The organism is Pedobacter sp. AW31-3R, from assembly GCF_052180285.1.
Lineage (GTDB): Bacteria > Bacteroidota > Bacteroidia > Sphingobacteriales > Sphingobacteriaceae > Pedobacter.
Genome location: NZ_CP197475.1, coordinates 4,574,433 through 4,586,977, shown reverse-complemented (window position 1 = coordinate 4,586,977; position 12,545 = coordinate 4,574,433). Strand labels below are relative to the sequence as shown.

Genomic DNA, 12,545 nt, shown 5'->3' with positions numbered 1-12,545 from the left:
GGATAATAGCCAGACAGGATCACTTCCAGATCCTGTTCTTACGGATAGTAATCATATTAATATATAGCTTTTACGAAATGTATTTTAGTATTGTGCTGAAGTTTAACAGGTATTTATGCTTCAGCGATTTGGACATTTTTGATCATGTATTTAAAAGATAACTTATGAAATTCTTAATTATTTTCTTTTTGGGCTTAACCAGCTCTCTTTCTTTGACTGCTCAGGAGGTAGTTAGCACACTTTACAGTGGTACGGTAAACAATAGGTCTGTAAGAATGTATTTAAAACAGGAACCCAATCCCTGCGGTGGGGAAACGGGTTTTTTATATACTGGTATTTATCAATATGGTAAGGGTAAAAACTGGATTGAACTGAGGATAGACGAAAATAAGAAAGGCAACTTCTGCATGACTGAATTTCGGTTTACCGGCGTGATGATCTTAAAACAGTCTGCCGATACCCTTGAAGGGATTTGGATTAGTCCGGATGGCAGAACCCAGCTTAAAGTTTTCTTGAAAAAACAAGTGTTAACAGGAAAACAGAAAGCAGAGATGGATGATTATATAGAGCAGACACATTATTCGAATAATGATTGTTAATGGAGAAAATTCAAATTTTAATGCATAGGATATGATGAAGCAGTTAGTATTCCTGATGGGTATATTCTATTTCCAGGCGGCGTGTGCCCAGGAATTCAATGAAAATGATACTTTAAGAATAGACCTAGACCACGATCAGGTAAGGGACACCGTGATTTTTGATCGTGTAAAGGCAGAAATCCGGTGCAGGTTGTCCACGCAAAAATTTAAGAACATAAAAAGCCTTGAACTTGCATTTGAAGAGCTACATGCGGGGATCAGGGAGTCGGGACAGGGTTTTACCTATTTTGTTCCATCGATGCGATCTGGATATCATGCAGACTTTCAATATAATCAGGCCGCTAAAAAAATCCAGCTGGTGGCGATGGACCGGTATGAGTTTGGTCCGGCTAATAACGATGGAAGCGGCGAATCCAGTGTAGACTTACTTAAAAACCAGTACGAAGGGATGTGGAGTTATTATGATGAGGAGCTTTCTAAGCTGATAAAAATCCCTGTGATCAAAAGAAAAATGGTCTTTCCGGCGACTTACCTGGATAGTTTTAATGATGAGATTGTCTACCGTTACATGGAGAAGTGTGCTGCGATTTACGGGGAGGAAAAGAGTAAACGAACAGCATCGGTTTCAGAACCTGATCCTCATGTTGTCTGGACAAACTATTATCCATTAAGCGATAAAAGTGATGTGGTGTCTATAAAACATAACCCCTTAACCGGGAAGAGTACCATTTACTTTTTACGGCAGACTGTACGGGGTACCCAAACTATCTGGAAGGAAAACATTGTGATCAACCAGCCGAAGAGTACGGTGAATGAGGAAGATTTTAATGGCGATGGTACCAAGGATTTACTCATTTTTTCTACTACCGGTAGCCGCGGTTCCAACGAATTTTACTACCTGTACCTGGTTAATCCGAACACAAAAACGCTGCACAAAGTTAGGGACTTTGAAAAGATAGTTAATCCGCAATACGATAAGCTGCATCAGGTCATTGTGTCTTATGGTTATGCAGGGACTAATCATTACAGCATTTATAAAATATCAGCTGACCATACAATCCGGCAAATAGGAGAAAGCTTTGAAGATAAATTTGATAGTGATGCAGGAGAGCTGAACAATAGAATTGAAAAGTTGTTGAAACAGAAATGAAAATCTTGATTTTATTGGCCTGTAATTGTCTTTGATGAAGCGATCATAAGCATACTATTTCGAAACGATGAACAAGTACATCAAACTCTTCTACGTTTTTTTATCATTCGGTGGAATGACCTCCTGTATGCAGCAGATGAAGAGTGAAGCTGTACTTACCGGGGTTCCCGAAACGACATAGAAAATAAAAGATAATGATTTGGTGACAGATGGGAAATTTTTCTTTTTGACCGATCTATTCCTGCTCATATTGCGGGCCCGGTGGTATTTATCCCGTAAGGTAGGCTGCGAATAATAACGCAGTTTGAACAAATTTACATTGCCCGCAGGCGAATTATCATTACGCCAAAAAATGGTTATTTAAGGTTGTTACTTAGGAGTAAGAGAAAAACAGTTATGACATGATCGCTTCATAACCGATAGAAAACAAATATTTACTCATGAAAACATATATGCCCGTACTCTTCCTGATCTTTAGCGCCAGTTTGCTTGCTGCCCAGGGAAAAATTGAGCCAGCTAAAAAAGCGGGGCCATATGGTTTGCTGGTTAAAAGGATAGTGATTGGTGGGACTAATTATCAGTTGTATAAAAAAGATATCAGGAAAGCCACGGTAGAACCCAAAATTCCTACTGAAGATCCCGACGCACCACAGGTGGTGACTGCCCTAAAAAAAATGATGGATTACGATCGTAAAGCTACCGGGGAAGAATATGCGCTTTATTCCATCAACCGTAATGGCAAGAAAAACCTTGAACTTACCTTTCCTAAAAAAATAAGAAATGCGGATCATAAAATAGAAACTGAAGGTACTTACCTGGTAAATGATAAGACGCTGATCATTACCTTCAAAAGGTTTGATTATCATTTTCCTACTATCATGACAACGGTTTACAATTTGACTGGATACGGAAATCTATCCTTTATAAAAAGAGAGGAAATATCTCTCGAAACCGATGGTTTCAGTGATGAGTATGTCAAAAAGGTAGAACCGTATACGATCAAAGCAAATTGAGTTGCCAGGGCCTACGGTGTAGTTGCCGCAGTGTTGCCAAATCGCATTTGGCAGTAGGATGGTTCCACATTGTAGTTGCGAAATTGTGTACTATCAACTTAACAGGCCCTGTCTAACAAATAACAAATAATAAGATACACAGGTAAAACGAGTACGGGCACAACGCTCATAAACAGCAATGAAAATGAAATCGACTTATATGTTAATCATGGTTTTGAATTTGAGTGTTTTTTCTTGCCAGCAGAATAAAACTTTACAGGCCCAAACAAAAAGTGGCGTGATCAAATCGGAGAAAATTATATACTATGATATCCACACAATCAAAAATGAAAGGAGTTACGGTTTTGGCAAGGACGTGCTTAACGAGTATGATGGAAAAGGTAACCTGCTTAAGGAATCTATCATTGTCGTAGACCAGGAAACCGGTAAAGAAACAGTCAATTTATCGAGCCTGTACCATTACGAGAATGGTAAGCAGCGTAAAATGGAGAAATTCAGTGTTTTAAGAGGAGGGGTCAAGAACAAAGAGGTAGTTTTCAGTTATAATGGGGATGGAAAACTCGAAAAACAAGAGATAAAGATCATTGAAGATGGTAATGAAGTGTTAAATAATAGCTGTTTTTATACCATTTACAGTTATGGCAAGGATCAGACTGAAACTGTGTACAGGTTTGATGAAAATACAGGAAAGTTTATACTTTCTTATCGCACCGTAAAGGAATTCGACAATCGTAACAACCAGGTTAAAGAAACTGATTATGATGAGGGAAACCAACCTTACCGAATGGTCAGGAGTACCTATAATGATAAAAACCAATTGATCAGGGAAAGCAGGACGGATCAAAACCAGGATGCAGAAGATATCTATGTGTACAATGCCCAAGGGGATATCTTAAAAACTACCTATAAAGACGGGGGAGAGATGAATTGTACTTATCAATATGATGATCATGGCAACTGGGTTGAAAAAACAAAAAAATATATCACTGTAAGCAATGGGAAATCTGAGGTGACGGATAATCAACTGATCAAAAGAACGATAGTTTATTATTAAGGCGCTGAAACCAATGGGTTGAATAATAGGATTATAATTAATTACCGGGAGGATGAGAAAATTACTTTTATTTATTTTGATGGTATTTTCGATGCCTGTGGTTGCGCAATTGGGTAAAAGTAATGAGGTGGGGTATATTGCAAAGTTTGCAAAACTGCCGAAGATCAAATTTACGCAGAGTAGTGCAGCCGAATATGATCTTTGCAAAACAGCAAATGGACTGGAGAAGGTTAAAATCCAGCAAAGCGAAACACATTTCACGCTCCCTGTTAAAAACAGAAATATAAGCTTAAAGAGGATCAATCAGGAGCAAAATGATTTTGATGGTTATGAATATCTTGGCTACTATTCCAGGCTTAAAATGTATGCTATCACGGAAAATACCATGTCGGATAATTTGGGTTTCGGTACACTGGGATTGGTGGATAGCCTGACTGCCAATTATTACACGATCATTTCTATTGGGGACGGTGCGGTGGAAGCACCCATCCCTTCCGCAGATGGCAGCTATCTCATCTACTATTATAACCGGCTGTATGATGGGGATAGCTGTTTTATAGGTTTGTTACAGGTAGACAGGAAGGGTAAATCTGGCCAGTTACTTAAAGAAAAACTCAGTTTTGAGACGGATAGTTTTGCCATTGAGGAGGTCAGGTGGTTAAATGATAAAACTTTTATCATAAAGGCTTGCCGTACCCATAAGACTGATGACAAGGTGGAGAAAATATTCAGCTATTATAAAGCAAATACAGAATGAAGAAGTATCTTATTATACTATTGTTAGCTGCGGTTAATATAAAGGCCCAGACCCACAAAAATCCTTTTACCGTATTAATAGGGGAAGCGAAAGGGGATTTGAATAAGGACGGTTTGCCAGATCTGGTTCGGGTAACACAGGATACGGTAGCCGATACCGGTCCTTTCCGTCTGGAAGTGTTCTTTCGCCTGCAAAATGGTAAATACAGGTTGATCGCATCTTCGGACAAGCTTATTGCGGCGCAGTTTCCCAATGGTAAGACGGGGTTAAGGCCGGAGATCGACTTTGAACAAGTTACGGTGAACAATAATGTGCTGACGATCAATAATCAGCTCAGCAGAGGTATGTTATTTCACAAATTCAGGTATCAGCATGGGAATTTTGAACTGATTGGATATACCCAGAGGAGCTCTGATGGAATTGGTACGATGTTTTTGGATGATTTTAACCTCTCTACCGGCATCCGGCACTATAAAGAAGAACGTTATGATACCGGGGAAGTTACCATGAACAGGAGAGATAAAAGGCTGATCCGCCCATTACCCAGACTCCAGGATTTTGTCCCTTTTGAATCGGATTTTTAATATGCGGATAATAAAGGGCTACCGGCAAATCATCAATATACCTTTGCGTTTAATTAAGTGCAGGAAATAGGAACATGATTCGCGGTATATTGAATTAGAAATTTTATCCTATGATAGCTTCGTGCCCTTTAGAAAACAAATATTTACTGAGGAAACTATCATCAACTCACTGCTTACAAAAACCGTAATGAATAAGCTTATGATAGCTTCATCACTTTTAAAAAACAATTATATACTGATGAATTTCAAGATCACCCTTTATGTAATTCTTCTTTTGATATCTGTCCGCCTTTTTGGGCAAAGCAAAACAGTATACGAAATAAAGGTAGACTCCTTAGCTCAGGCCGGCAGGCTGGAAGAAATCATCCCCTATCTGGAAAGGGAGGTGAAAAAGGAGCCGAAAAACGAAATGTTATTGCGGTTAACCGGCTTCCGGTACCTGCAGGTTAACCATCTGGAACTTGGTGAGAAATATTACCGTGAAGCATTGGTGGTCAATCCGGCTTGTGCCCGTTGTTATTTAAATATCGGTCGTATTTATGCCAGTAAATCTGATTTTAAGCAGGCTTTAATCTATCTGGATAAAGCGGTGATTGCAGATTCCAGTGATGTTCTGGTTTATTGTAACAGGGCTGAAATTTATTTTGAACTGGAAAATATGGATGCCTCCTGCCAGGATTATACGAAAGCGAAAATGCTGGTTCAACAGCAAGGAAATCATGATCCTCAATTGTTAAAAAGAATTGAAGAGGCAATGCTGGATTTTTGCGATGCCAGCAAGGCCAGCTACTATTATCAGCGTGGTGTAGCATTTTATAACTTAAAACAATATGATAAAGCTTTGGCTATTTATTCCTCGGGTTTACTCAAATTCCCGGATAATGCTATGATTTTATCATTTAAAGGAAATACTTACCTGGCCCTGAAGGATTATAAAAATGCGGAAGCAAATTATAAACCTGCGTTGGCAAATAAGCGGGGATTATTAGTTGAGTTTGAGAAAAATCCGCGCTTTGCAGCGGCAAACAGGCAAGAACTGCTGACTTACTATAATGCATCTGTAGCTGCTATTTATTATAGTGATGCAGCATGTAAAATCTATGCCCGGCAGTTTGATGAGGCATTAATGGATATTAATGAGGCGATTGCTCTTGTTCCGGATCTGCCCGCTGGTTTGGATAAAGAAACTTATTTTAACAGAAGGGGAGAAATCTACATGGAAATTAACAAATACGAGCTGGCGCTGACTGATTTCAACCAGAGTATACAGATCAATAAAAAGTATGCGGTATCTTATATCAATAGGGCTATAGCTAAGGTAAGCCTTTTGGAAAAAGTTCAGAAATCAACAACTATGGTTGGCGCCAGATTGGCTAAAGAATCATTTCAAAACCATTTGGTGTTAAAAGCCGGAGCATCACCGCAAAAAGTAGCACCAACGCTGCGCGCAGCTGTAGAAGATTGCAATAGGGGGATAAGTCTGGATGGTACAATAGGTTTTTCATACTATGTGAGGGGGCAGCTTAAAAAGCTGTTGGCTGATCAAGATTATTGCCTGGATTTAATTAAAGCAAAAAACATGGGGATAGAGGTGGAAGCATCGCTGTTAGCAGGTTGCCATTTATAAAAAAGCAGAACGATAAGATAATCAATTGATTAAAATCACCACCAGGATACTGTTTAAAAAATCATCATTAGAAACCTGTGGATATGAAATATTTATTCTTAGTACTCATCGTAATAGACACTAACGGTTATCAATTAGATAGGCAAGTCCTGCTTTACCAATTATAGATGGATGGGGCGCAAGTGTTATTGAACCAATTAAAATGATAAAAAGAATCTTTTACATCAACTTGCTGATCATCCCGAGCACCAGTATGGAAGTGATTTGGGCTTCGCCAGATGCGTTGTCATCGGTAGACCTAAGCAGTTCTCCAATTGATTATTTGGAGTGGTTATGTCTTTATCCAATGGTAGGTATTACCCTATTGGTTTTACTTTTTAATCGGTATAATGTAGGCAGCAGGATGCATGTGATTGTTCTGACCCTGATCATGATGATATATTGGTTGTTCATCAATTATTGGGAATTTAGGAATCGGGTAGCAGGATGGAGTACGTTTTCAGACCAGGAGATCTGGTATTATGTGTTTATAACGACTTATTTACCACTCATCGTTTGCGTGATTATTTTTTGTTTATTTTCACATATGATCTGCAAGCGGTTTGATCACAAAGCGTTATCAGCATTAAAAAACAAAACCTCCTTGGGAGGGCTTTTAAGATGAACAAGCGGTTAACAACAGGAATTTTTTTCTTGCAAGCCGGTTCTTTACTGTTATAAAAGCGGACGCTGAATTTGGCGACCGCCTGGCATAGTGAAACAAATAAAACCATGGAGGAAAAATTAATGTATTGTACAGTTCGTCTGGCTTATTAACTTGCAATTGGCAAATGGAAAATATGATCATATTAAAAAATTTACAGAACAGAAGGAAAGTTCCCCTGATTGCAGGAGTTATACTATTTCTGATTAGCGTTTGCTTCATTTTTCCAATAGAGTATCGCCGGAACAGCTTTTTAGAAGAGTTCGTGTATACTTATTCTTCCTTGGCGCTGGCACTATTCCTGATGATGTTTGGACTCATGGGGAGGTATTTCTTCAAAGGAATTCTATTTCTTGTTTTAAGTTCAATAGTTGGCGCTGTCTTTTTTTATGTTGCCTATCCTCTTGTGCCTTATGCAGCTTTTATTGCGGTTTGGTTGGGTATCCCATCAGGTATTATTGCTGCATTGATATTTATGGTTTTAAATTTTTACATTTTGAACAGGCAGACCAGGTTTAAATTACTGAAACAGATTGCTGCTTATTTGATCATCCTGCTGATTGTATCGGTTTTATTTGGCTATGGGGGCGACTGGTTTTTTTAATCAACAAAAGTTACATTTTATGAAGACATACTTATTCTTTATCCTGTTTTGTGCTATCAGTTCTCATTTATTTGCGCAGAGTGATGATCCTGTTATTCCGGTTTCAGGCACTGCTATAAAATCATTCATCCCAAAGGGCTGGAAGATGATATCAAATAGCAAAGGCGATTTAAATAAAGATGGTATTGCAGATGAGGCTATAGTGATCCAGAATACAAGTCTGAAAAACATAAGGACTAAGGAGGAGGGCAGGATGGGAGATGATACGCTAAACTTTAATCCAAGAATGCTGATCGTAGTATTTAAAAACGCAAAAGGAAAGTATGATTTGGCGGTGAAGAATATTGCTTTTATCCCCATGCAGAATGATACCGTAAGTGCTTGTCTTCTTGATCCGTTACTGGAAAGTGAGGGTGTAACTATTGATAAGGGGCTGCTTAAAATAAACTATAAATATTTTTACAGTTGTGGTGGATGGGAAGTAACCACAGATACTTATTCTTTCAGGTATCAGAATCAGAAGTTTGAGTTGATTGGTTATGATTATTACAGTATGCACCGCTCTAGTGGTGAGGAATCTTCAGCAAGCATTAATTTTTCTACGCTCAAAAAGAAAAGTACTTCCGGAGGAAATGTGTTTTCTGAAGAAACGAACAAACCCAAGACAGTCTGGAGTAAGATAAAACCGGTTAAACTGCTTAGTTTGGCGACTTTGACCGATGATATTCTGACTGATTATTTAGCTAAGATGGCAATGTAAACTAATTGAACTCAGTAGTATTTCAAATTGGATTACTGTAGGGGCACCACAGTTACAACAGGACAAATTCTAGGTACTGGTGGAGGGACTGGAAATGCAGGCGACCTTCCAGGAGGTAAGTCTGGTGGGATTCCCTATATTCATATTAAGCGTTGAATACGCTGGAAACCTTATCATGATCATCATCCGGTACTGAATAATGTATTGAAGTTAATTTGACTTGAAAAAACCAGCCAAACAATTTGTTTGGCTGGTTTGTAAGCTAACACTTGAGTGCATCTTGACATGAGCTATAGCGGTTGATAACCTATGGCTCCAAAAACATATTATTAAGACTACAATTACTTAAAGCTCCCTTGTCTTGAACTCATTTTTCCTCCAGCAGTAGCTGTTGAGTATTCTAACGAATATTGCGCCCCATTGTAATCACTGTAATATAGTGCTACATTTCCATCATCCTGTACGACCATATAAGCCCTGTTCGCATTTTCTGCCCCAACAGTTCCTCCACGCGCCTCGGTATATGCAGCCCAAATATCTTGTTCAGTACCGGTAGCTGAAACCTTTTTAATGATCAAATTACCATCCAATGCATAATATAATTTATAAACCCAACCAGATGCTGTTGAATTGGTCTTGCTATTCCATAATCCTACATTCGCCGAATTATACAGCACCAAATTACCATCACCCTGCAGAACAAACCTATACTTACCATTTGGAGAGGAGATCGTATTGTTTCCATTGGAAGTTAATATGGGTTGCAAGCTGGTACAAATTGCATTTGTCGGTTTACCATACGGCATTAATAATGCTCTTGATGCCCAATCGGCAGGAAATGTCTTACTCAAATCATCGAATGACTTGAATTGATTATCTTTATAATATTGCAAAATGGCTTCCTTGATCTGTTGCTTCCTTACAGGGTCAGCTATTAAATCTTCGAGCGGAATTAATCCATCTTCACCAATTTTTATTAAAGCAGCATTGTCTTTAGTACACGAGCTCTGCCAATTACTAATACTTAATTTAGGTGCACTGTTATCCAAATTTACTTCATCAATCAAACCTTTGGTACCATCTCCACCAACTGAATTATAATATAACGTCTGGTTAAAATTTGAACTGGCTTCTACCCGGTTAACATTGACATTCGCATTTAAGCTGAAAATTTTGCCCATGCTAATATTGGCACCTGCTGCGGCAGCTTCTTCACGTTTATTACTATTCGTTTGGGCCTGGTAGTTCATATCAAATCTTGCCCCCAGCTCAATATCGGTCAATACATGGGTACCATAGCGTTTGATTAATTCAGTTGCTGGTAATGTAGCCACATCTGATTTAAACGTATTGGTCAGGTAATTATTTATGATATCATCTTTTGTGAAAAAAATCTTCATTGACTTTTGCTTTATCATTTTTCTAATCGTAGAATATACATATTTAGATGAAGCACTATCTTTTTTGGCAAACGATGCATTGATTTCTGCTTTAAATACCTTTATTTTTAATAAACCAAACTCCGATGTTGCTTTATACACCTGGCTTAATTTATCTGAATAGCTTGAGACGTTTTCACCAGATGAAAATTCATAATAATCAAGTACATCCTCATTAGGAAGATATAATCCTGGATTTTCACTGATATACTTTTCAACATCTATCACTTGTAGCCTTGAAGATTCAGAGGATGCTAACCTTCCGGTTACATCATAACCCGCACCCAATACATGATATTTTTTGTCGCCAGCATATGCAGAACCATTACGATTGGTTATTACACTTCCGCCTTCCGTAAGTTCGCTTTTTTTACAATTGCTGAATAAAGTTGCAAAAAGACACAATAAGCAAATCACTTTAGTTTTGTAATTGTTATTCATATAATTTTTTTTAACAAAAAAACCAATAAAAAATCAAAATCACAACTATTTGTTATCGTTAAGTTATATTTAGCTTACAAGCAAGGATATATAGATTGTTAAGGTGGATACTTAAATTATAGAATTAATAAATATAGCATCGCAATAGAAAAGTACAGGCATTTATATGCAGCTGCTGTTTTTCCTTAACCAGGATTTGTTCGGCTTTTTCGGGAGTGTTATAGTCCAATGCTGAATGCCTTCTCTTTCTGTTCTACCGCACCTTATAATCGAATATCTCCAGTTTATCCTGAGCCTGAGCTGTAGTTTTAAACTTGGAATGGTATATCATTTTTGTCTTCAAGATCTTGAAACATGCTACTGTCCATGCTCCAGTCCACAATCTTACGGTCTGCGAGATTTCGCCTATCCCATTGTTACTGAAATCTCGCATGAACTGTTGGACCTTGCGCTACATGCAGGAGGTAAGCCAGCCGAACAGCTTTGTAAACAACTTTCGATTTCAATTAGTGATACCACTTTGTTAAGGCTAATCTACAAAGAACAAATCCCAGAACAGCAAACTTTAGCTGCAATTGGAGTAGATGAGTGGGCTCACAAGAAAAGGGATAGATAGGGAAATATTCTCGTAAACCTACATCCCAGAAAGATCACAGGTCTATTGCTCGACCCTGAAGGAAGTGCACTAAGAAAATAGTTTAAAGAAATGCAGGTATCAAGACTAATGTACGGCAAAGCAAGCTTTGAATTGCTTAGAAAGAGACTAGTACTTAATCCAACATCACCAGCAGAATTGGGGAAGAATTTAAATTTACCCCGCCCTTTCATCCTCAAATCCAATCTAATTATCTCGATGCGTCTTCTTAAACACCTGCAAAAGCATTTTCAGCACTATAAAGTACATCTATATATTCTATATTATTTTGGCTGTAGCTACTGCGGTTAAGCAATAGAATCACGGTGGCTATAACAACTATATGATTGATCAATTGCTGATAAAGGATTTCTCGGGGCATACAACGAATAAGAGTTTAGTCTAAGCATAACAATTCTTAATACAACTTAAAAAATAGTCTGCTAAAATACATTGGATTTAAAGCTTGTCTTGCTAAAAATCATACATTAACCCTGCTGTGGCAGCAATTGTTTGGTTATACCTTGGTGTTTGCAGCTCGGTTATTTTCTTTTGTTGATCGCTTATCGACTGGTAGAAATGTCCTTTTATTAAAACCGAAAGGTTTTTCATGATTTTATAGTCCAGAGCTATTTGCCCCATCCATCCAAATTCTGATCGCTTATCTTTTGCTCCGTTAAACTGATAGGTGTAGTTAATATTTTCCAGTTTAATTACTTCATCGCCATTGGCATTGTTAGAAAGTTCGAATACATTAGGTGCAATGCCATTAATCTTGCTGCTCATCCAATAGGCATAATACCCACCTATAACTGCAGCGGCTTTTAGTCTTTTTATAATTTTTAAGTTGTAGTTTATACCAAGCGGAAGTTGCAGGTAGGTATTATTGCTCTGCTGATTAAGGCCATTGATATTGCTAACCGCATAGTTTTTTTGGATAACACCAGGAGTACCTTCGGCACTAAACCATTCATTTAATTTATAACTTACAACAACACTGGCCATGTACCCACTCCGTTCCTGGAGCTTTAAGTTGCTGTTGTTAATTTTATAATCTAATTTGTTGTATGTTATACCGGCATCAAAACCAAGACTAAACTGGGCATTCGCTTTGAGGGTATAAAGAATAGAAACGATGCAGATGAGATAAATTTGTTTTTTAATATTCATGTAAAGTCTG

The 12,545-nt window shown here is 38.0% G+C and carries 11 protein-coding genes; 9 read left to right on the top strand and 2 right to left on the bottom strand.

Features of this window, described 5'->3' with window-relative positions; genetic code table 11:
* The first annotated feature begins 164 nt into the window (after positions 1-164).
* The 9 genes from ACSBL2_RS18845 (at position 165) to ACSBL2_RS18805 (ending at position 8,851) form a co-directional block, all read left to right on the top strand.
* Positions 165-599: a hypothetical protein gene (locus ACSBL2_RS18845; protein WP_442588104.1), complete on the top strand. Its 435-nt coding sequence runs from the start codon at positions 165-167 to the stop codon at positions 597-599.
* Positions 600-630: 31 nt separating this feature from the next.
* Positions 631-1,749 carry an XAC2610-related protein gene (locus ACSBL2_RS18840; protein ID WP_442588103.1) on the top strand — a complete coding sequence of 373 codons (1,119 nt, stop codon included), beginning with the start codon at positions 631-633 and terminating at the stop codon, positions 1,747-1,749.
* 440 nt (positions 1,750-2,189) lie between these two features.
* The gene (locus ACSBL2_RS18835) at positions 2,190-2,762 is read left to right on the top strand and encodes a hypothetical protein (protein WP_442588102.1); all 573 of its coding nucleotides are present in this window, start codon (positions 2,190-2,192) and stop codon (positions 2,760-2,762) included.
* Positions 2,763-2,946: 184 nt separating this feature from the next.
* A complete protein-coding gene (locus tag ACSBL2_RS18830) occupies positions 2,947-3,816 on the top strand; it encodes a hypothetical protein (protein ID WP_442588101.1) in 870 nt (289 codons plus the stop codon).
* A 52-nt stretch (positions 3,817-3,868) separates the two neighbouring features.
* Entirely contained in the window at positions 3,869-4,573 is a 705-nt protein-coding gene (locus tag ACSBL2_RS18825) for a hypothetical protein (RefSeq protein ID WP_442588100.1), read from the top strand.
* Positions 4,570-5,157, top strand: a complete 588-nt coding sequence (locus tag ACSBL2_RS18820) for a hypothetical protein (protein WP_442588099.1) — start codon at positions 4,570-4,572, stop codon at positions 5,155-5,157. Before ACSBL2_RS18825 ends, ACSBL2_RS18820 begins: the two co-directional genes overlap by 4 nt.
* A 238-nt stretch (positions 5,158-5,395) precedes the next feature.
* Complete coding sequence (locus ACSBL2_RS18815; RefSeq protein ID WP_442588098.1) at positions 5,396-6,784, top strand: tetratricopeptide repeat protein; 1,389 nt, start codon at positions 5,396-5,398, stop codon at positions 6,782-6,784.
* Between the two features lie 839 nt (positions 6,785-7,623).
* Positions 7,624-8,091, top strand: a complete 468-nt coding sequence (locus tag ACSBL2_RS18810) for a hypothetical protein (RefSeq protein ID WP_442588097.1) — start codon at positions 7,624-7,626, stop codon at positions 8,089-8,091.
* 19 nt (positions 8,092-8,110) lie between these two features.
* Positions 8,111-8,851, top strand: coding sequence for a hypothetical protein (locus ACSBL2_RS18805; protein ID WP_442588096.1), 741 nt, complete (start codon positions 8,111-8,113; stop codon positions 8,849-8,851).
* 341 nt (positions 8,852-9,192) lie between these two features.
* On the opposite strand, the gene ACSBL2_RS18800 is transcribed toward ACSBL2_RS18805, so the two are convergent.
* Both ACSBL2_RS18800 and ACSBL2_RS18795 read right to left on the bottom strand, forming a co-directional pair.
* Complete coding sequence (locus ACSBL2_RS18800) at positions 9,193-10,731, bottom strand: MAC/perforin domain-containing protein (protein ID WP_442588095.1); 1,539 nt, start codon at positions 10,729-10,731, stop codon at positions 9,193-9,195.
* A 1,108-nt stretch (positions 10,732-11,839) separates the two neighbouring features.
* Positions 11,840-12,535, bottom strand: a complete 696-nt coding sequence (locus ACSBL2_RS18795) for a porin family protein (protein ID WP_442588094.1) — start codon at positions 12,533-12,535, stop codon at positions 11,840-11,842.
* Positions 12,536-12,545 lie beyond the last annotated feature (10 nt).

What these genes read in the sequence shown, in the direction of transcription:
- ACSBL2_RS18840 (WP_442588103.1), top strand. Translation starts at nt 631, where the DNA reads ATGATGAAGCAGTTAGTATTCCTGATGGGTATATTCTATTTCCAGGCG.
- ACSBL2_RS18835 (WP_442588102.1), top strand. Translation starts at nt 2,190, where the DNA reads ATGAAAACATATATGCCCGTACTCTTCCTGATCTTTAGCGCCAGTTTG.
- ACSBL2_RS18810 (WP_442588097.1), top strand. Translation starts at nt 7,624, where the DNA reads ATGATCATATTAAAAAATTTACAGAACAGAAGGAAAGTTCCCCTGATT.
- ACSBL2_RS18845 (WP_442588104.1), top strand. Translation starts at nt 165, where the DNA reads ATGAAATTCTTAATTATTTTCTTTTTGGGCTTAACCAGCTCTCTTTCT.
- ACSBL2_RS18805 (WP_442588096.1), top strand. Translation starts at nt 8,111, where the DNA reads ATGAAGACATACTTATTCTTTATCCTGTTTTGTGCTATCAGTTCTCAT.
- ACSBL2_RS18815 (WP_442588098.1), top strand. Translation starts at nt 5,396, where the DNA reads ATGAATTTCAAGATCACCCTTTATGTAATTCTTCTTTTGATATCTGTC.
- ACSBL2_RS18795 (WP_442588094.1), bottom strand. Translation starts at nt 12,535, where the DNA reads ATGAATATTAAAAAACAAATTTATCTCATCTGCATCGTTTCTATTCTT.
- ACSBL2_RS18825 (WP_442588100.1), top strand. Translation starts at nt 3,869, where the DNA reads ATGAGAAAATTACTTTTATTTATTTTGATGGTATTTTCGATGCCTGTG.
- ACSBL2_RS18830 (WP_442588101.1), top strand. Translation starts at nt 2,947, where the DNA reads ATGAAATCGACTTATATGTTAATCATGGTTTTGAATTTGAGTGTTTTT.
- ACSBL2_RS18800 (WP_442588095.1), bottom strand. Translation starts at nt 10,731, where the DNA reads ATGAATAACAATTACAAAACTAAAGTGATTTGCTTATTGTGTCTTTTT.
- ACSBL2_RS18820 (WP_442588099.1), top strand. Translation starts at nt 4,570, where the DNA reads ATGAAGAAGTATCTTATTATACTATTGTTAGCTGCGGTTAATATAAAG.